The sequence below is a fragment of the Collinsella sp. BIOML-A6 genome (genome assembly GCF_009875845.1).
GTDB classification, from domain to species: domain Bacteria; phylum Actinomycetota; class Coriobacteriia; order Coriobacteriales; family Coriobacteriaceae; genus Collinsella; species Collinsella aerofaciens_H.
The window spans coordinates 22,352-41,200 of the sequence record NZ_WWSL01000022.1 but is presented as its reverse complement, the minus strand read 5'-3'; the positions used below and the strand labels follow the sequence as shown (position 1 = coordinate 41,200).

Annotated in this window: 17 protein-coding genes and 1 pseudogene; 7 read left to right on the top strand and 11 right to left on the bottom strand. The window is 58.3% G+C overall.

Features of this window, described 5'->3' with window-relative positions; translation table 11 throughout:
• Positions 1–190: 190 nt before the first annotated feature.
• From glmS to GT495_RS08070, 4 genes are all read right to left on the bottom strand, one after another.
• Positions 191–2,038 (bottom strand): glutamine--fructose-6-phosphate transaminase (isomerizing), encoded by a 1,848-nt coding sequence (gene glmS / locus GT495_RS08085; RefSeq protein ID WP_161162235.1) that lies wholly within the window; start codon positions 2,036–2,038, stop codon positions 191–193.
• 198 nt (positions 2,039–2,236) lie between these two features.
• Positions 2,237–2,491, bottom strand: a complete 255-nt coding sequence (locus GT495_RS08080) for an ABC transporter permease subunit (RefSeq protein WP_161162234.1) — start codon at positions 2,489–2,491, stop codon at positions 2,237–2,239.
• Entirely contained in the window at positions 2,491–2,883 is a 393-nt protein-coding gene (locus GT495_RS08075) for an ABC transporter permease subunit (RefSeq protein ID WP_161162696.1), read from the bottom strand. Before GT495_RS08075 ends, GT495_RS08080 begins: the two co-directional genes overlap by 1 nt.
• A gap of 33 nt (positions 2,884–2,916) precedes the next feature.
• Positions 2,917–3,798, bottom strand: coding sequence for an ABC transporter substrate-binding protein (locus GT495_RS08070; RefSeq protein WP_161162232.1), 882 nt, complete (start codon positions 3,796–3,798; stop codon positions 2,917–2,919).
• 246 nt (positions 3,799–4,044) lie between these two features.
• Here GT495_RS08070 and GT495_RS08065 point away from each other — a divergent pair, with 246 nt between their 5' ends.
• Both GT495_RS08065 and GT495_RS08060 read left to right on the top strand, forming a co-directional pair.
• Positions 4,045–5,157, top strand: coding sequence for a LacI family DNA-binding transcriptional regulator (locus tag GT495_RS08065; RefSeq protein WP_161162231.1), 1,113 nt, complete (start codon positions 4,045–4,047; stop codon positions 5,155–5,157).
• A gap of 207 nt (positions 5,158–5,364) precedes the next feature.
• A complete protein-coding gene (locus tag GT495_RS08060) occupies positions 5,365–6,570 on the top strand; it encodes an ATP-binding protein (protein WP_161162230.1) in 1,206 nt (401 codons plus the stop codon).
• 270 nt (positions 6,571–6,840) lie between these two features.
• Here the strand turns inward: GT495_RS08060 and GT495_RS08055 are convergent, their stop codons facing one another.
• Positions 6,841–7,491 carry an HAD family phosphatase gene (locus GT495_RS08055; protein WP_161162229.1) on the bottom strand — a complete coding sequence of 217 codons (651 nt, stop codon included), beginning with the start codon at positions 7,489–7,491 and terminating at the stop codon, positions 6,841–6,843.
• 173 nt (positions 7,492–7,664) lie between these two features.
• Here GT495_RS08055 and GT495_RS08050 point away from each other — a divergent pair, with 173 nt between their 5' ends.
• Entirely contained in the window at positions 7,665–8,543 is an 879-nt protein-coding gene (locus GT495_RS08050) for an ATP-dependent sacrificial sulfur transferase LarE (RefSeq protein ID WP_161162228.1), read from the top strand.
• Between the two features lie 709 nt (positions 8,544–9,252).
• Here GT495_RS08050 and GT495_RS08045 read toward each other — a convergent pair.
• The 6 genes from GT495_RS08045 to GT495_RS08020 form a co-directional block, all read right to left on the bottom strand.
• On the bottom strand, positions 9,253–9,705 hold the full coding sequence (locus GT495_RS08045; protein ID WP_161162227.1) for a PTS sugar transporter subunit IIA: 453 nt from the start codon (positions 9,703–9,705) through the stop codon (positions 9,253–9,255).
• An 11-nt stretch (positions 9,706–9,716) separates the two neighbouring features.
• Positions 9,717–10,655 (bottom strand): transketolase family protein, encoded by a 939-nt coding sequence (locus GT495_RS08040; protein WP_161162226.1) that lies wholly within the window; start codon positions 10,653–10,655, stop codon positions 9,717–9,719.
• Positions 10,655–11,485 carry a transketolase gene (locus tag GT495_RS08035; protein ID WP_161162225.1) on the bottom strand — a complete coding sequence of 277 codons (831 nt, stop codon included), beginning with the start codon at positions 11,483–11,485 and terminating at the stop codon, positions 10,655–10,657. Before GT495_RS08035 ends, GT495_RS08040 begins: the two co-directional genes overlap by 1 nt.
• 63 nt (positions 11,486–11,548) lie before the next feature.
• A complete protein-coding gene (gene fsa / locus GT495_RS08030) occupies positions 11,549–12,232 on the bottom strand; it encodes a fructose-6-phosphate aldolase (RefSeq protein ID WP_161162224.1) in 684 nt (227 codons plus the stop codon).
• Between the two features lie 124 nt (positions 12,233–12,356).
• Positions 12,357–13,631, bottom strand: a complete 1,275-nt coding sequence (locus tag GT495_RS08025) for a class II D-tagatose-bisphosphate aldolase non-catalytic subunit (RefSeq protein WP_006235615.1) — start codon at positions 13,629–13,631, stop codon at positions 12,357–12,359.
• Between the two features lie 144 nt (positions 13,632–13,775).
• Positions 13,776–15,248 (bottom strand): PTS fructose transporter subunit IIC, encoded by a 1,473-nt coding sequence (locus GT495_RS08020; RefSeq protein ID WP_156599829.1) that lies wholly within the window; start codon positions 15,246–15,248, stop codon positions 13,776–13,778.
• 379 nt (positions 15,249–15,627) lie between these two features.
• Here GT495_RS08020 and GT495_RS11145 point away from each other — a divergent pair.
• From GT495_RS11145 to GT495_RS08005, 4 genes and pseudogenes are all read left to right on the top strand, one after another.
• Positions 15,628–16,260, top strand: a pseudogene (locus GT495_RS11145) (LacI family DNA-binding transcriptional regulator); the annotation flags it as partial.
• A complete protein-coding gene (locus tag GT495_RS11140; RefSeq protein WP_370457625.1) occupies positions 16,170–16,673 on the top strand; it encodes a substrate-binding domain-containing protein in 504 nt (167 codons plus the stop codon). The pseudogene GT495_RS11145 and the gene GT495_RS11140, both read left to right, overlap by 91 nt.
• Before the next feature lie 130 nt (positions 16,674–16,803).
• On the top strand, positions 16,804–17,781 hold the full coding sequence (locus GT495_RS08010; RefSeq protein WP_161162222.1) for a DNA/RNA non-specific endonuclease: 978 nt from the start codon (positions 16,804–16,806) through the stop codon (positions 17,779–17,781).
• A 276-nt stretch (positions 17,782–18,057) separates the two neighbouring features.
• Entirely contained in the window at positions 18,058–18,816 is a 759-nt protein-coding gene (locus GT495_RS08005) for a GntR family transcriptional regulator (RefSeq protein ID WP_199409608.1), read from the top strand.
• Positions 18,817–18,849 lie beyond the last annotated feature (33 nt).

Here is an 18,849-nt window from a genome sequence, read left to right as displayed (position 1 = left end):
AAAGCCGTTTGTCTCCACCCGCGTAGCGGGTGGTTTAAAGCTGGCCGCTGCGCGGCCAGCAGACTAAAGTCTTGAAATGAGAGGGCGCTGACCTTCTGGTCGCGCCCTCGAAATTGAACGTCAGATTGGCGTGAATGCGGCCCGCGCAGCGTCGGCAGGTCCGCCGTTCGGCAGAACGGCGGAACGACAACTACTCTACTGTGACGCTCTTAGCGAGGTTACGGGGCTGATCGACGTCGCAGCCGCGCAGGATGGCGACCTCGCGGGCGAGCAGCTGCAGCGGGACGCTCGCCGTGATGGGGCTGAACACGTCGCGGACGGCCGGCACGCGGATGATGCAGTCGGCGATCTTGTTGATCTCCTCGTCGCCCTCGGTGGCAACGACGATGACCTTGGCACCGCGCGCCTTGCACTCCATAAGGTTCGACACGGTCTTGTCGTAGGTGGCGCTCTTGGTGGCCACGGCGATGACGGGGAAGCCCGTATCGATCAGCGCGATGGGGCCGTGCTTCATCTCGCCGGCAGCATACGCCTCGGCATGCAGGTAGCTGACCTCCTTGAGCTTGAGTGCGCCCTCGTAGGAGATGGCAGCACCCATACCGCGGCCCACGAACAGCGCCGACTGCGCATCCTTGCACAGCAGGGCGGCCTCGTGCACGGCCTCGGTCTGCGTGTCCAAAATCCACTGGATCTGCTCGGCCGTATCGGAAAGCTCGCGGAACATCATGCGCGTCTGCTTGGTGGTCAGACGGTACTTGACCTGCGCCAGCAGCAGAGCCAGCAGCGTCAGGCTCACAACCTGGCCGATGAAGCTCTTGGTCGAGGCGACCGCGATCTCCTTGTTGGCCTTGGTGTAGATGACGCCGTCGCTTTCGCGCGCCACCGGGCTGCCCACCACGTTGGTGATGCCAAAGACCTTGGCGCCCTTGATACGCGCGTCGCGAATGGCGGCGAGGGTATCGGCCGTCTCGCCCGACTGGGACACGGCAACGACGAGCGTCGTCGGCGTGATGATGGGGTTGCGATAGCGGAACTCGCTGGCAGCCTCAACCTCGGTGGGAATGCGAGCCCAGCCCTCGATAAGGTTCTTTGCGATGAGGCCGGCGTGATAGCTGGTGCCGCAGGCGATCACGTAGACGCGGTCGATATCGTTGAGCTCCTCGAGCGAAAGACCCAGCTCGTCGATATCGAGCTCACCGGCGGGGGTCATGCGGCCAACCAGGGTATCGCGCACGACGCGAGGCTGCTCGTGGATCTCCTTGAGCATAAAGTCGGGGTAACCGCCCTTTTCGGCCATGTCCAGGTCCCAATCGATATGGGTGATCTTGGGCTCAATCACGTTGCCGGCCTCGTCGGTGTACTCGACGCCCGCAGGCGTAAGCTTGGCAAACTGACCGTCCTCGAGCACCACGACATCGCGGGTGGCATCGATAAGCGCGATCACGTCGGAGGCAACGTAGGAGCCGGTCTCGCCCACGCCGACCACAATCGGAGAGTCCTTGCGGGCCACGGCGATCACGCCGGGCTCGTCGGTGCACATGGCGGCCAAACCATAGGCGCCGACCACGTGGGTGCAAGCCTCGCGCACGGAGGCCATCAGGTCGTGCGTCTCGACATAAGCTTCTTCGATCAGATGCGCGAAGACCTCCGTATCGGTCTCGCTCTTAAAGTGATGGCCGCGGCTCTCCAGCTCCTCGCGCAGCTCGGCGAAGTTCTCGATAATGCCGTTGTGGACGATGGCGATACGACCGTCGCAGCTGGTGTGGGGATGAGCATTAACGACGGAGGGCTTGCCGTGGGTGGCCCAACGGGTGTGACCGATACCGCAGGTTGCGTCGCTATCGATATTGGAAAGCTCGCTCTCCAGACCCGCAACCTTACCCACGCGGCGGATAACGTCGAGGTGCGCCGCGGCGCCCTCGCCCACCTCGAGCGCGACGCCCGAGGAGTCATAGCCGCGATACTCCATGCGCTTAAGGCCTGTGACCAGGATGTTCTTTGCAATATCAGATCCGGTGTAGCCGACAATTCCGCACATAGGATAAATCCCTTCGTTCGCGTGACTGCAAGACGTCCACGCGCAGGGGGCGCTGAGACGTATAACGTTCGAGTATTGTACTCACGCAAGCGCAAGCTGATATACCAGAAGTGGTATCTCAACTTAGATACCACCCGATGCACACATGCCCAAACCATCACGATGGGGACAGGCGCCTTTGCGGTGGCTTGACCGGTTCTAGAGGCGCAGATGACGCTCGAGCCGATTACCCAGGGCAGTGAGCGCCATGACAATGACGTAGTAGACCACGGCCGCCACCAAAAACGGTTCAAAGGCCCGATAGGTGAGCGCTTGCACGCTCTGGGCGGCACACATCATGTCCATCAGGCCGATGGTTGCCACCAGCGAGGAGCTCTTGAGGACCGTGATCACTTCGTTGACCAGGGCGGGGGCAATCGAGCGCATCGCCTGCGGAACAACGATCTTGCGCATCATGGGAACATAGCGAAGCCCGATGGCCCGAGCGGCATCGTCTGACCCCGGTCAACGCCCTCGATACCACCGCGTACCGTCTCGGACACCGTCGCTGAGCCGTTAAGCCCCAGCGTAATGACACCGGCGGCAAACATCGATATTTTAAAACCCGTGAGCTGCGGCGTCGCAAAATACGCCAAAAAGAGCAGCACGATAAGCGGAACGCCGCGAAAGATAGAGGTGTAGAAGCTGAGCACCGCACGCAATGGGCGACAGGGTAAAACCTTGAGCACGGCAATGAGAAAGCCCAGGGCAAGCGCTATAACCAGAGCGGCGGCCGTCACCTGACAGGTCGCGACCAGGCCGCTCATAAACATCGGTATATATGGTTCTAGCAGTTCAAACTTCATCAGCATGCCCTTGGCGCGCGCCGCATCGGCTCGCTATTTTCCGGCAACCGTCGACGTGCCGGAAGCGGAATAGTCGCCGTTCCACATAAAGTCGGCGCCCACATACTGCTTGATATAGCCGTCGATGGTGCCATCCTCGAGCATCTCGCCGATGCACTCGTCAAGCGCCACGACAAAGCCGGCACCCTTCTTGGCCATCAGGCGGTACACGCCCACATGACCGCTCGTCTCGGAACGATCGAGCAGGCCCAGCACCAGGCCCTTGTTCGCATCGCGCATGGACTGGCCCTCGGCGCCGTCGCACAGGTAGGCATCGATGCGCCCGGCGAGCACCTCTTGCAGGCACTGGTCGCCGCCGTCGTACGTGTGAATATCGGCATCGGGCATGACCTTGGCGATGAACTTGTTCTGCACGGTGCCGGTGGTGCAGGCGATGGACTTGCCGGCAAGGTCCTCGACGCGCTTAACAGGATCGCCGCCAAGTGTGAGAACGCCTACGAGCGGCTGATAATAGCCGCGCGTGAAGTCGTACGTCTGCTCGCGCTCTTCGTTGGAGCTCATCGCCATGGTAAAGGCCTTGTCATCGCTCTGCACCGATGCGAGCGTGGCAGCAAAGTCCTGCGGCTCAAAGTCGTAAGAAAAGCCCAGGCGCGAGGCCATCTCATCGGCAATGGCGATATCCAGGCCGACAACCTTCTGCTTGCCATCCGACTGCGTCTCCAGATAGCGATAGGGCGCGAAGGCATCGTCGCCCACAAAGGTGAGCTTGGCGCCTTTGATATCGTCGCCTGCACCCGCAGCAGAACCAGCGGCAGAGCCCTTGTCAGCGCCATTGCCAGCGCAACCGCTCGCCGCAACTAATGCTGTACCGGCAAGCAAACTCAGGAAATCACGACGAGAAACAGAGCGAGTCATACCAAAGCCTTTCAATCTACGTTCAAAACGGCTTCTATTGTAGACACTCCACTGTTGAGCGCGCAGCCCAGCCGCATCAAAACCACTACAAAGGGGGACAGGCACCTTTGTGGTGGTTTTGGCTCCAGCGTTTCCCCAGATAAAACCTGCCAAAATAAACCTGTCCCTCATTGGAAGGTTTTGACACCCTAGGGGCGGGCGATGCTACAATCTGGCTTGTACTTGAAACGCATCAAAGGGGCCGCTATGGCAAAGGTAAAAATCAGCGACGTCGCGCGCGAGGCGGGGGTCTCGCTGGGCACGGTTTCCAACGCGCTCAACCACCCCGAAAAGCTGCGCCCCGAGACCCTCAAGCTCATCAACGAGACCATCAGTCGCCTTGGCTACCTGCCCAACCAAAGCGCCCGTCAGCTCGCGGGCGGCACCACCAAGTCCTTTGGCCTGGTCCTCCCCCGTCTCGACCACGGCTTCTCGCTCCAAATTGCCAGCGGCGCCCATAACGAGGCCCGTAAGCACGGTTACGACCTACTCATCGCCAACGCCGATAACGACGATATTCTCGAGGACCATTACCTGCGCTATTTTATGGGCACACAAATGTCCGGTGTCATGGTTCAGCCCATGGCGTCCCCCGACTGGCACGCCGCCATGGCCAAGATGCCCGTGCCGATCGTCCATCTGGACATCCACTGTTCCGAGCCCGGTTATTACGTGGCCGCCGACAACGAGGCGCAGGGGCGCATTATCGCCGGGCTCGCCATCACCCGCGGCGCACGCCATATCACCGTTGTGGGCAGAGCGGCATTTATGCAGCTCACCCTGCGCGTGCTTGGCATTCACAAGGCCCTTGCCCTGCACCCCGATATCAAAATCGAAGTCATCGACGCCGGCGAATGGAATACCGCTGCCGACGGCTACGGCATTGGCGCTCAGATTGCCGGGCGCCCTGCCGACGAACGTCCCGATTTTGTCGTCGGCCTGACCGACGTGTTGGCCTCGGGCGTTATTTCAGCATTGGTCGACAAAGGCATCTCCGTCCCCGAGCAGATTCGCGTGGCCGGATGCGACGGCAACCCGCTTGCATGGAGTGGGTCGGTCCCCCTCACCACGGTGGCACCCCCGGGCTACGAAATTGGCCGCAAGGGTGTCCAACTGCTGCTGGAGCAAATCGAGAACAAGGTCCCGACAAAGACCAAACATATCCGCGTCGGCTCTGCCGCGCGCCCCGTCACCGCGGTCACGGCCGCCGAGGACATCAACCGCCAAGAACTCGTACGGCCGTTCCTCCTCGAGCGCGCCAGCACCCAGGCAAGCAACCACGCCGAAGCCACCGCCATCAACCTCGGCGCCTACCTGTAGCAAAAAGCGCCGCAGCGGAATCAACCCCGCCGCGGCGCTTTTTCCGGCCCCACGCCCATTAGCCAGGGCTACAGCTAGGGTTATTTATGGAATGCAATCCATATTTTCATGAGTTATTTTGATAAAATGGATTCAATTCCATATTTTTTGTAATTATACATAAATATTGATTTTGTTCCAATATTTTCAGACCCAGGGAGAGGCTTTATGGATTTGATTGACCGCAAACAGTACCTCGACTGGCTCATTTCGTGGAAAGACTCGCATGTTATCAAGGTCGTTTCGGGCGTGCGTAGGTCAGGCAAATCGAAGCTATTCGAGATTTACCGTGGTCATTTGCGCGACCATGGAACCACAGATGCCCAGGTTATATCCCTCAACTTTGAAGATCTGGAGTTCGAGTCTCTTACGTCGTATAGAGCACTCTACGACTACGTTTCCGCCAGACTCGTCCCCGATAAGATGAACTATGTTTTTCTGGACGAGATACAGCATGTCGAGCACTTCGAAAAAGCCGTCGACAGCCTATTTATCAGGGATAATGTCGATCTCTACATAACCGGTTCCAACGCCTATCTGCTCTCGAGCGAGCTGGCAACCTTACTATCCGGTCGCTACGTAGAGCTTAAGATGCTGCCCCTCTCCTTTAAAGAGTTTTGCTCGGCAAAAACCAATGGCGGAAAGGCTCCTACCCAGCTGTTTGACGAGTACATCACCCGGGGCTCCTTTCCCTTTATCGCCGAAACGGGTATCCAGGGCCCCCAGGCGCGTGATTACCTTATGAGTCTCTACGACACCATAGTCATACGCGACGTTATCGAACGCTTGAAGGTCTCGGACGTCTCGACCCTGCGCGATATCACCAAGTTCCTACTCCATAACATCGGAAGCCGAACCTCGGTTAAAAAAATCTCCGACACGCTCTCGTCCAACGGCAACAAAACCGATCAGAAGACCGTCGCCAAGTATCTCAAAGGCTTAACAGACAGTCTCGTACTGTATTCAGCGCCGCGCTACAACGTACGCGGTCGACAGCTTCTAACAACAAACGGCAAATACTACGCCGTTGACCTTGGACTTAGAGGCGCTCTCGTCAAAACTCAGAGCAGCGACATCGGTCATATTCTCGAAAATGTCGTCTATCTCGAGCTTCTACGCCGCGGATACGACGTCTACGTGGGCGATATCGATGATGGGGAGATCGATTTTGTTGCCCTAGGCTCAGACGAGACGGCCTATTTTCAGGTTTCAGCCACTACGCTCGACGAAACCACCCTCAACCGCGAGTTGGCCCCCTTTAAGAAAGTCCGAGACAACTATCCCAAGACGCTTCTTACGCTCGACACGCTATTTGCTGACGCAAACTACGAAGGAGTTCGCAAGCGCAACGTAATCGACTGGCTCTTGGAATAACTCGTAACGTCCAAAGCCCCGCCAACCTCTTGCCAAGGCGGCTGCCTCGATTATTTAAAGCACAAAGCCCCTCTTATCGGCCAAAACTGCAGTCTTGGCCGATAAGAGGGGCTGGCCGTATCAGCGCTTCCGCGCGGGCGCCGCTGTCGTCACCGCTAGCGGCAGACAACGCCCACGGGCGCAATCGGGATCTTGGATATAGATGCGGACACCCAGCTAAGCGGTTGGCCGCATCTTTAAAATGCTATTGAAATGACTCGGGTGCAAACGCTAACGCACGGCCTTGACCGCCGGCGTCAGATCGAACAGCGTATCGAGCACGGCCTCGCAGCCATCCGCCACGTCCTGCGGCAGCGGCACGATATCGGGGACGGCAAAGACGTGGCAGCCGGCCGTGATGCCCGAGACGCAGCCGTTGCGCGAATCCTCGACCACAGCGCATTCCTCGGGGACAAAGCCCGCGCGCTCGCAGGCGAGCAGATACATCTCGGGGTCGGGCTTGCCGTGCACGACGTCCTCGCCACAGGTCACCGTTTCAAACTTGTCAAAGAGACCGACCATCTTAAGGTTGCGCTCGGCCGTGACATGGCGCGATGACGTCGCAAGGCCCACGTGATAGCCCGCAGCCAGCAGCTCATCCAGGCACTCGGCGGCGCCGACCTTAAGCTCCAGATCGGTCTTGACCATCTCGTCGCGAATCTCCTTGTGGCGACGATAGATCGCCTCAGCGGTTTCTCTGCTGCCGTAATGTGCCTCAAGGATGTCCATAACATCGGGCAGCGTGCGACCGATAAACTGATGGATCAGCGCATCATCAATCGCGAGCCCCAGCTCAGCAGCGGGCGCTTTCCATGCCATGATGCCCAGACGCTCAGTATCGACCAGCGTTCCATCCATGTCAAAAATAACAGCCTTGATCATATCGGTCCCCCATCGACTCTCGCTGTCGCATTGCCACAACTCTACCGCATTTGACAACTTGTATATAACGTATATACCATATTGCGCTTTCGTTACATAGGTAGAAATCTTATGACAGGCAGCTCGGTAGGATTATAGTTTTCGACCGAGTACATATTGGTAAGGAACGTTTCATGCTTTCAGACACCACCGCACCTGCAGAGGAGCTTCAAGACAAACTCGCAGCGCTCGAACAGCTGCTTTTGGCATACGGACGCGTCGCCATCGGCTTTTCCGGTGGCGTCGACAGCAGCTTTTTAGCCGCGGTCTGCGCCCGCATCATGCCGGCCAGCACGCTTCTCGTTCACCTCACCACGCCGCTCATCGGCACGCCTGAACAGGCTTCGTTTGAGCGGTCCGTTGACGGGCAAGCCAATGAGGAGCCGCATTTTAAGCTCCCTGTGCTCAATCTTTCGGTCGATCAGTTGCAGCTCCCCCAAGTAGCCTGCAACGATGCCAATCGCTGCTACCACTGTAAGCAGGCCGGCTTTACCGCCATCGTCAACCACGCCAAGTCGCTCGGCTTTTCCACCGTCATCGATGGCAGCAATGCAAGCGATCGCGGTGACTACCGCCCTGGCATGCGCGCCGCAGAAGAGCTCGGCGTACGCTCCCCTCTTATGGAGGTCGGCTTTACCAAGGACGAAGAGCGTGAGCTGTTGCGCGCATGGGGCTATCCCGTTTGGAACCTGCCGGCGGGAGCCTGTCTTGCCACGCGCGTCCCCACGGGCGAGGAGCTTACGCGCGAGAAGGTCTCCCTGATTCGCGTCTGTGAGGATTACCTGCACGATCTCGACCTGGCGCAGGTACGCGCGCGCTTGGTCGGCGGCTGCATGCATATCGAGGCCGCGCCCACAGATGTCGCCAAGATCGCCGCCCTCGGCGGTGCTGCCGTCGACGGCGAGGGCAAGACCCCGTTGCCCGCTGCCATCGAGTCCGCGCTGCGCGAGCTGGGCTGCGCCCACATCTCCCCCGAGGTCACCCCCTACATCCACGGCAACATGAACCAGTAGCGTATCCCGATAAGTTGCGGTGGAATAGTTCCCGTTTTGCGGCCTATCGGGCCAAAACAGGAACTATTCCACCGCAACTCCGTTTGGCGAGCATGGACCCGCAGACCCGCCAAAAAGGACAGGTTTATTTTGGCAGGTTTTATCTGGGGAAACATCGCAAGACAATCGCCCCTCTAGCACCCATCCGACTTCGAGAGACACTAGAGGGGCGACCCGGCTGCATCTACTTCCTCCGATATCGGCGATTGCGGCTCGTCGATGAACCCATTACCTCAATGAGTCCTTTATCTGCCATTTTTGGCAGATGGTAGCTGACGGACGAATTTTGGCATTCCGTCTCTCTAAAACAATAGATTTATCTCTCTAACTTTAGAGAGATAAGCGCCTTGTTTTAGAGAGACATTTAGAGAGATGTATCGAATTCGCTGCTAGATTGCCTAATGCTATCTCTCTAACCAACCTTCTCTTTAGAGAGACATTTAGAGAGACGAGCGCAATCTCTCTAATCAAGGGCTCCACTCTTTAAGGTGCACACTTCCTAACCGCGCCCTAAGTTGCGGTGAAATAACTCACGATTAGCCTGCCAAAAAGGGACAGGTTTATTTTGGCAGGTTTTATCTGGGGAAACGCAAACAGGGCCGCGACACCTATATGGCGTCGCGGCCCTTTTCCTTGGAGAAGGATCGATTGATTGAACGGGATGACCGTCCTAGTCTTCGAGTCCGCTATTGATGAGCTCCGCAATCTCAACGGGATCGGTGCTCGCGCGCACCTTGTCGCGGAAGCCGGCGTCCATCAGCATTACGGCAGCCTTGGAGAGCAGGCGCAGATGCGTGGTTCCAGCCTCGCCGGCAGGCACGTACAGCGCGAGCGCAACATCGACAGGTACCCCATCGAAGCTCGGCCATTCAACGGGCTCGACCAGTTTAAGCACGGCAACGCCCGGCGTATGGATTGCGTCGCTTTTGGCATGCGGAACGGCAAAACCGGCGACAAGGCCGGTCTCGGCCTCGTTCTCGCGAGCAATGAAGGCAGCCTCTACGGCAGATGCGTCATCGGCAAAGCCGAGCTCGATGGCCTGCTCGGACAAATAATGCAGAGCGTCCTCGCGCGAGGCGGCGGTATACCCGATCGTCACTTGGTTGGCAGATACAAATCCCATGGAAACCTTCCTTACAACACGGACCTAACCGCAGCTTCGATGCCGTCGGCGTCCAAACCGTACTTGTGCAGCAAATCGACCGCAGGGCCGGACTCGCCATACACATCGCGCACGCCGACGCGTCGCATCGGCACCGGATGCTGTTCCGCGAGCACCGAGGCCACGGCCTCGCCAAGACCGCCGATAATCGAATGCTCCTCGGCGGTGACCACACGACCAGTCTTCTTGGCGCTGGCAACCACCAGGCGCTCATCAAGCGGCTTGATCGTGTGCATGTTGATGACCTCGGCATCGATACCATCGGCAGCGAGCGCCTCGGCAGCCTCAAGCGCCTCGGCGACCATAAGGCCACAAGCGATGATGGTCACATCGGACCCCTCGCGCACGACCACGCCGCGACCAATCTTGAACTCATAGTCCTCGCGATCGTTGATGACCGGTGTTGCCAGGCGGCCGAAGCGCATGTAGACCGGTCCCTCAAACTCATAGGCGGCGCGCACGCAAGCGCGAGCCTCGATGTCATCGGCGGGAACGATCACCGTCATACCCGGGATCGTGCGCATGAGCGCGATGTCCTCGCAGCACTGATGCGTGGCACCGTCTTCACCGACCGAGATACCCGCATGCGTGGCACCGATTTTGACGTTGAGGTGCGGATAGCCGATGGAATTACGCACTTGTTCGTACGCGCGGCCGGCGGCGAACATGGCAAAGGTGCTCGCAAAGGCGACGTGGCCCGTGGTCGCAATGCCGGCGGCGAGCCCCATCAAGTTGCTCTCGGCAATGCCGGCGTCGTAGAAGCGCTCAGGGTGCGCAGCCTTAAACTTACCGGTCTGCGTTGCGGCGGCCAGGTCGGCATCGAGAACCACAAAGTCATCGCGCTCATTGCCCAGCTCGACAAGTGCCTCGCCATAGCTAACGCGCGTGGCGACTTTCTTGACGTCTGCCATTAGAGCTCCTCCCCTGCTGCTGCGAGCTCGGCCATGGCCTGCTCAAACTGTTCATCGTTGGGCGCCTTGCCGTGCCAGCCCACCTGGTTTTCCATAAAGGAGACGCCCTTGCCCTTCACCGTCTCGGCGATAATGGCCACGGGCGAGTCGCTCACTTTGCGGGCCTCGGCAAAGGCGGCGGCAATCTGCGCCATGTCGTTACCGTCGGCGAGCTCGATCACATGCCACTTAAAGGCGCGGAACTTGTCGGCAAGCGGCATAGCCGAGTTAACTTCATCGATCGTGCCGTCAATCTGCAAGCCGTTGTGGTCGACGACGGCAACAAGATTGTCGAGCGCATGGTTGCCGGCAAACATGGCCGCCTCCCACACCTGGCCTTCCTCGCACTCACCGTCGCCCAGCAACGTGTAGACGCGGTAGCTGTCGCCCCAGTGCTTAGCGGCAAGCGCCATTCCAACTGCAGCAGAGATGCCCTGACCGAGCGAGCCGGTGGACATATCGATGCCCGGGGTGTCGTTCATGTTGGGATGGCCCTGCAGTCGGCTGCCAATATGGCGGAGCGTCTCGAGCTCTTCGACGGGAAAATAGCCGCGATGTGCCAACACCGAATACAGGCCCGGCGCCGCGTGACCCTTGGAGAGCACAAAGCGATCGCGATCGGCCTTGTGAGGGTCGGCAGGATCGATATTCATTTCCTCAAAGTACAGATACGTCATGATGTCGGCAGCACCGAGCGATCCACCCGGATGTCCCGACTTGGCCGCGTGAACCGCAGTCACGACACCCTTCCTGACCTCATTGGCGACCTTCGCCAGCTCCTGGTTGGTCATACGAATTCCTCTCTTGAGAACAACCCCGGCACCGGATGACGCGATGCCGGGGCAATCCACTCGTTAAGCCTGAGCGACGACCTTCTGCCAGTCAGCCTCGAACGAGGCAAGGCCCTGGTCGGTCAGCGGGTGATGCAGGCACTTCTTGAGAGCGGCCATGGGCACGGTCGCGATGTCGGCGCCAAGAAGAGCCGCCTGGGTCACGTGGTTGGGCGTGCGGACCGAAGCAGTGATGATCTCAACGGTGTCGTCGACGTTCTTGCCGGTCCAGTCATAGTTCTTAATGCAGGTCACAACGTTGTCGAGCTGCGAAATACCATCCTCGGCGATGTCGTCGAAGCGTCCCACAAACGGGCTGATGTAGCGGGCGCCGGCGTTGGCGGCCATAAGGGCCTGGGTCGGCGAGAAAACAAGCGTCATGTTGACACGCACGCCCGCATCGGCCAGGGCGCGACAGGCGGCGAGGCCGGCCTCGCACACGGGAAGCTTAACCACGATGTTGGGAGCCAGAGCGGCAAGACGATTGCCCTCCTCGATCATGCCCTCAGCCGTGGTGGCGGTAGACTCGGCGGACACGGGCAGTCCCTCGCAGAGCTCGGCAATCTTGAGCATATGGGGCTCAAAGTCGGCGAGCTTACCGCCAGTCTTGGCGTACAGGGACGGATTGGTGGTAACACCGGCCAGGCAGCCCCAGCTCTTGGCCTCGGCAATCTCGTCAAGGTTGGCGGTATCGATAAAGAACTTCATGGTGCAAACTCCTTCTAAGGAATCCAAAACTCAAAAATAGGACAAAGGGGATGTCCCTTTGTCCTATGTGCCGGGCCCGCAGCTGGGACATGCCCCGGGCCCGGCGTCGTGTAGGAAAAACTACCTAGTCCTCGAGAGCCTTCTCGATGCGGCTCGTGACGCCCTTGAGGTTAAGACCGACGACGTACTGCTTGATCGGGCGCTTGATGTGCTCGATCACAAAGCGCTTGCCGTCGATGTCCTGGGCAGCGAGGTTGCGGTAGAGCTTCTCGACCTGCTCCTTGACCTCGGGGTCGTTGAAGGCGTAGTGACCGGAGACATCCAGAATCTTCAGGCTGAGCTCGTCGTCTGCCAGGATGTCATCAACCTGCAGGTTAACGTCATCGCCGGTCATCCACTTGCGCCAGCGCTCGGTCTTGATAGCCTTGACCAACAACGTGTGGTACAGGTCGGAAGGATCGTCGCACAGGCCGTTGTCGACCAGGATCTGCTCGGTAGCGCAGAGCTTGAGGTAAGCGCGGGTCTCCTCGGTGCCGTACTGAGGGGCGACATTGGAGGCCGTCACGTGAGCCGGGATGTGCTCGAGCAGCGTCGCGTCGTCCAGGTAGTCGGCGTTGTGCTCCTTCAGGCCCACGCCGTAGCGCTTGGCCATGTCGGCGAGCTCGCGGGCATTCTTAAAGTTGTAATGACCGACCTGCTCGGTCCAACGGGTGAGCGTACCGGTCTGACCGACGATAAAGGTGGGCATGGGGCAGCCGCGCTTCTCGAGCTCGGGCTGCAGCTGAGAAATGAACTCCTCGTACTTGTCGGTAGAGGTCAGGCCGCCATTGGTCTCCTCGGTACCGACCTCATAGGCAACCTCGGGCAGGTTATGCTCGCGACGGTACTGCTCAAGGTAGTCGATAAGATCGATCGTGCGGCGAAGCACCACGTCGAGCGGAATAACCTTGCCGATCTGATAGGGGTCCTTGGTGGGGTCGACCATCAGCAGGTCAAAGCCCGCCTCCATGTCGGCGACGAATGACTTGCGAGCGAGCTCCATGGCCTCGTCCTCGGGCAGGTGGGCGTTACGCTCCTCGTCGCGCTGCCACGGACCGCCGTGATCGCGGCACAGGTAGTACGGACCGGTGTAACCCACCTCGTCGGCAACCTTCTTGATGTCGGCGGCAAAGCGCGTCTGGTCCCAACCGTTGACGTAGCCGGCGCCCATCTCGTCCATATCGACCTGGTTGCGGCTGGCGATAAACATGGGTGGGAAATCCTCGTCCTTGGCAAGCTCGAACACGGCCTGAATCAGGTTGGGGCTCATGGGGCCAATGCCGACCATGGTTGCGTGATCGCCGCTATCCTGTAGCTTGAGCATGCCCTGAACGGCCTGGCGGATGGTGAGGTTGGACATTTTGTTCTCCTTCTCCAGAGGATTTTTGACAAAAGTTCCCTGGGACCCAGATGTGGGCCCTATCAGTACGGATGGATTATGTTGTGTAGGGGCGGTTGTGCGGAGTCAAATCCATCCCTCCGCACAACCGGAGTCCTTAAAGGTTTACTTGGCCTGCTTATCGAGCGTGGGCTTCATGGCAATCAGGATTGCAGCGGCGACCAAGGAGCCAATCACGATGTCCAGGCAGAACAGCGCGACGTTGTTGGTGGCCAGGGCGACGATAAAGCCACCATGCGGAACGTAGCAATCGATGCCCTGGAAGGCGGCAAGCGCCGCGCCCACGGCAGAGCCGATGCAGATGCCGGGCAGGGTGTGGCCAAGATCCTTGACCGCGAAGGGGATAGCGCCCTCGGTAATGCCGATGCAGCCCATGAACAGCGCGGAGATGCCCATCTGACGGTCAGCGTCATCGAACTTGTTCTTGGCGATGAGCGCGGCGAGACCACAGGCGATCGGGGGAATGGCGACGGCGACGCGGAACATACCGTTGGGGCCGTAGATACCGGAGGCCATGATGGCCATGGTAAAAGTCGAAGCGGTCTTGTTGATAGGGCCACCCATATCGAAGGCGGTCATAACACCAATGACCAGGCCCAGGACAACGGCGGAGCCGCCCTGCAAGCTACCGAGCACGCTGGTGAGCCAATCCATCACAAAGCCAAGCGGCGTGGCCAGGATGTAGATGTAGGCCATACCCAGGACGAGAGAGGTCAGAATCGGGATGATCAAGATCGGCATGATGGTCTGAATGGTGTTGTTGACCTTCCAGGTCTTCATCCAGCGGACAAAGTAGCCGCAGATAACCGCCATGATCATGGCACCCAAGAAGCCGGTCGAAACGCTGTTGCCGCTCGGGGTGACGACGGCGTTGTTAACCAAGTAGCCCAGGACGAAGCCAGGGGCAAGCGCGGGCTTGCCGGCCATCGAGTAGGAGATGTATGCCGCAAGCACCGGAATCATCATAGAGATGCCGGCCATGCCGATGGTGTTAAGGCTCACCATCAACGGGTTGGTGACCTCCATGCCGCTAGCACCGGCAGTACCGGACGCCAACGAAAAGGCAAGGAACACGCCACCGATAACGACGATGGGGATAAAATAGGAAACGCCGGTATTGAACGCATTGAGCAGCGTCTTGCCAGGATCGGCAAAGATGGACTGCTTGGACGCCGGTGTCGGGGCCTGCGGGGCAGCGGAGACGGCCTTCTTCTCTGCCTTGGCCTCGGCCTTGGGCGCGTAAACTGCGCCACCCGTCGCCTTAATGGTCTCAACGGCCTGGTCGATAATCTTGACCGGATCGGCGATCACATCGGAAGTACCGACCTTGAGGAACTTGCCCTCGGCCATCTTCTGCTCAAAACGATCCTCGTTCTCGACACCCACGTCGACGGACTCGAGCACCAGGTCGGCGGAATCCACGTCTTCCTGCGTCAGCTCGTTCTCGATACCCAGACCACCCTGAGCCTCGACTTTGCACTCGATGCCACGGGCGGCGCATTCATCCTGAATCGCCTTCTGGGCCATATACGTGTGGGCGATACCCACGGTACAGGCGGCAACGCCTACGATCTTCATTGCTTCCCTCTTTTCATAGAGTTGCGTGCGCAAGACACCGTTTGCGGAGGCCTCCGGAGCATCCCCTGCCGTTTGGACTTGCTGTCTTTTCGACAAGACCAATATATGGTGCTGGCATTGATAAAACCAGCTCAATTCGGTAAACGCGCAGGTCAGGGCATTAGTTATGCGATTTAGTTATGCGTTTAACCAAAAATGAATCCTGCGATTTTACCCTCGATTTCAAAAGTCAAGAAGTATTTGATTTTCTCGGTAGACGGCAGATGCGCATGCCGGTCACAAATTTCGACCCCACCCGTATACCGCATTTGTTGCATACTCATATGAAAGGAAAAAGTCGCTCACCGAAGCGCATCCCTCACCAAGACTCAAAGTCATCATGTTGGAAAATGCTCATCTGTCGGAAGGAGTCGCTGTGGCAAAACAGCGCGTTACGATCGCAGACGTCGCTCGAGAGGCGGGAACCTCGACGGCAAGCGTCTCGTATTACCTCAACGACAAACGAGAAAAGCTTAGCGAGAAGACGCAGGCAAAGATTGCGCGCGTCATCAAGGAACTCGGATACGTTCCCAACGCCCAAGCGCAAACGCTCACCGGCAAGCAGACCCACGTCATCGCCATCATCATTTTGGATAACACCAACAAGTGGGCGGGCCTCGTCCTCAACGGCATGGAACAAGTCATGCTCCCCGCGGGCTACCAGACGGTCGTTTGCACCAGCAATTTCGACCCCGAGACCGAGCTCATATATGTCGACAAAATGCTCTCGCTGGGCGTCGATGGTTTTATCATCCAGCCCACGGCAAATTTCAAGGCCGTCCACGACCGCATCAAGCGCGCCGGCAAGCCCGTCGTCTTTTTTGACGCGGCCATCTACAGCCCAGGCACCAGCTGGATCAAAACCAACCTCTACGACGGCGTATACAATGCCACGCAGGCGCTTCTCGATGCCGGCTACGAGGACTTTTTCTCCATTGCCGCCAATATGACCGAAATGCGCACCCGCATGGAACGTTTTCAGGGATATGCCGAGGCATTGGCCGCGAATGGGCAGCTCTACAAAGCCATTCCCATCGATCACAACAAGCCGTCAATCAGCGAGCTCACCGAATACTTAAATACAAGCTCAACCCCGCCAAGCGAACCCTTATCTTCGTGCAAAATCAGTGGGCACTCCCCCGTGTCTACAAGGCCCTCCAGCCCATGGCCCATCTACTTCCGAAGCAAATCGGCCTTTTGGGACTCAACTGCGAAGACTGGACCAACCTCACCACGCCGACCGTCTCCACGATCATCGAGCCCGTCGACCAGGAAGGTCGCGAAGCAGCCGAGATGCTGCTCGCCCTACTTGATGGCAGCAGCGAACCCGGTGAGCAGCGCATTCTCGAATGCAAACTCAATTGGCTCGGTTCCACCTCGATCTAGGCCATACGTCAAATATGAAGCAAATGAACCAGTAGCGTTTGTCCCAAATCTTAAGTATTTGTTCGACAGAACGGCCTCTGCCGGCTCCTGCTAGACTGGTAGATTCCCAACCGTCCATCCAGGAGCCGCAATGTCGCGCAAGTCCGCCTACAAGCAAGTACTTTCCATTGGCACCGCCGTGGTGCTGGGATTTGCGCTGTTCACAGGATCGATCGACGGAGCACCCAAGTTGTTGTCGCCGCAAAGCGATGAGCAGGCGACGGCTCTGGCGGAGAAGCAAAACGAGAATCCCAGCCGTACCGACGACGAGGCAGGCCTGGTTGCCCGGCTCGAATCGGGAACAGCGAGTTCCTCGGACTCCCAACACAGCCAGGACTCCGGCGATGGCTCCGAATCCGCCACGACCGGCACCGCTGACGATGTCTCTTCGAACGCCACCCCCATCGACGAGGTGGAAAACCCCGACCTCAACCGCGCCCGCGGTGTTTATCTCAGCAGCATTCCCGACTACGCCGGCAACCCCTACGTAGCCCTTCGCGCCGACAGCACGCACCCGCTGGGCACGCCGTCGTTCACGCTCGATGAATACGATCGTGCCACCGCAGAGGCCTGCTTTAAGAAATTCTCCAAGCTCGACAGCCTTGGCCGCACCCGCAAGGCGCTCGCCTGCGTGGGCCCCGAATCGCTCGGCCAAGGCAAGCACGGCGATATCTCGCGTATCCATCCTGCCGGTTGGCACCAGCAGCGCTACGACTTTATTCCGAGTCAGAGTCTCTACAACCGCTGCCACCTCATCGCCTGGTCGCTCTGCGGCGAAAACGCCAATCGCAAGAACCTCCTCACCGGCACGCGTTATCTCAACGAGACGGGCATGCTGCCGTTTGAAGAGCAGATCCTCGACTACATCCACGACACGGGCAACCATGTGCTCTACCGCGTCACGCCCATGTACAACGAAGAGGAACTTGTCTGCCGCGGCGTGCGCCTTGAGGCGCAATCGGTCGAGGACCACGGCAAGACGCTGTGCTTCCACGTATACTGCTACAACCTGCAGCCGCATGTGCAGATCGACTACGCCACCGGCCGCAACCAGGCCGCCGGAGAGTAGGTTCAACCGGGGCCACGCCCGCATCGTTTGTCACCGACGCGCACGGGAGGCTAATTCTTGCCTCCTACGGCGCATTTCAGTGACATGGGGCCATCTCTCCAAGATACCCGTATTGTCGATAAGAGTAGAAGGCAAACGCCAGACAGGCAGCCAAAGCAGCAGAAGCCCTACATTAAATACGTGATTTATTCTTTGCAATCACAATCTCGATAAGTTAATCGAAGCAAAACAACGTAAAATGAAAGTAATTTTGCTTCAAAGTAATCAGGAGAAACTGTGACCAATCGCGTCAACAATTCACATATTAAAAAGGATTGTCCCACCCCCATCTATATGCAGGTGGTCGACTATCTGCGCGAGAACATCGCCTCAGGAGCTTGGGAGCAAGCATCCAAAATCCCGTCGGAAGTCGAGCTCATGAGTACGCTCGGCGTCAGCCGCGGCAGCATCAAAAAGGCCATTTCCAAGCTTGTTGATGAGGGCCTGCTTGAGCAAATTCAGGGAAAGGGAACTTACGTTAAGTCAAAAGACATCTCTTTCCCCCTTACAGAGGGTCTTATCTCTTTCTCCGAATCTCTAATCGAGCAAGGCCTTTCTTTCGAAACAAACATTCTCGATTGCGAAATTCGTAAGTCGGACGAAGATATTTCCAGACATCTCGGTATTGTCGAAGGTTCTGACTACCTTCATCTCGAGCGAGTGCGCAGCGTTGAGGGTGAACCTGTGATGTTCATCGAAAACAACATCAATATGGCGCTTGTCCCAGGTATTGAAACAGCCGACTTTGTTAACGAAGGTCTCTTTGCAATAATCGAGCGGCTCTCAGGCCACCAGATCGAATACTCAAAGACCTCCTTTGTGGCAAAGCTCGCGGACACCCAACGCGCGGATGCGCTCGGTCTCTCTACGCAGTCCCCGCTTCTTCAGCAGCTTCAAACAGTCTACTTGGACAATGACTCTGCAATTGAATATGCGCGCGTATGGCTTAAATCCAGCAGGTTCCAGCTTGGCACCGTTTTTCAGCGTCGCCATTAAAGCTCTTGAGAGCGGCGGCATTACGCCAAATAT

What these genes read in the sequence shown, in the direction of transcription:
- GT495_RS08070 (WP_161162232.1), bottom strand. Translation starts at nt 3,798, where the DNA reads ATGACTCGCTCTGTTTCTCGTCGTGATTTCCTGAGTTTGCTTGCCGGT.
- GT495_RS08040 (WP_161162226.1), bottom strand. Translation starts at nt 10,655, where the DNA reads ATGGCAGACGTCAAGAAAGTCGCCACGCGCGTTAGCTATGGCGAGGCA.
- GT495_RS08055 (WP_161162229.1), bottom strand. Translation starts at nt 7,491, where the DNA reads ATGATCAAGGCTGTTATTTTTGACATGGATGGAACGCTGGTCGATACT.
- GT495_RS08065 (WP_161162231.1), top strand. Translation starts at nt 4,045, where the DNA reads ATGGCAAAGGTAAAAATCAGCGACGTCGCGCGCGAGGCGGGGGTCTCG.
- GT495_RS08075 (WP_161162696.1), bottom strand. Translation starts at nt 2,883, where the DNA reads ATGAAGTTTGAACTGCTAGAACCATATATACCGATGTTTATGAGCGGC.
- GT495_RS08080 (WP_161162234.1), bottom strand. Translation starts at nt 2,491, where the DNA reads ATGCGCAAGATCGTTGTTCCGCAGGCGATGCGCTCGATTGCCCCCGCC.
- GT495_RS08025 (WP_006235615.1), bottom strand. Translation starts at nt 13,631, where the DNA reads ATGTCCAACCTCACCATCCGCCAGGCCGTTCAGGGCATGCTCAAGCTA.
- GT495_RS08035 (WP_161162225.1), bottom strand. Translation starts at nt 11,485, where the DNA reads ATGACCAACCAGGAGCTGGCGAAGGTCGCCAATGAGGTCAGGAAGGGT.
- glmS (WP_161162235.1), bottom strand. Translation starts at nt 2,038, where the DNA reads ATGTGCGGAATTGTCGGCTACACCGGATCTGATATTGCAAAGAACATC.
- GT495_RS08020 (WP_156599829.1), bottom strand. Translation starts at nt 15,248, where the DNA reads ATGAAGATCGTAGGCGTTGCCGCCTGTACCGTGGGTATCGCCCACACG.
- GT495_RS08050 (WP_161162228.1), top strand. Translation starts at nt 7,665, where the DNA reads ATGCTTTCAGACACCACCGCACCTGCAGAGGAGCTTCAAGACAAACTC.
- GT495_RS08060 (WP_161162230.1), top strand. Translation starts at nt 5,365, where the DNA reads ATGGATTTGATTGACCGCAAACAGTACCTCGACTGGCTCATTTCGTGG.
- fsa (WP_161162224.1), bottom strand. Translation starts at nt 12,232, where the DNA reads ATGAAGTTCTTTATCGATACCGCCAACCTTGACGAGATTGCCGAGGCC.
- GT495_RS08045 (WP_161162227.1), bottom strand. Translation starts at nt 9,705, where the DNA reads ATGGGATTTGTATCTGCCAACCAAGTGACGATCGGGTATACCGCCGCC.
- GT495_RS08010 (WP_161162222.1), top strand. Translation starts at nt 16,804, where the DNA reads ATGTCGCGCAAGTCCGCCTACAAGCAAGTACTTTCCATTGGCACCGCC.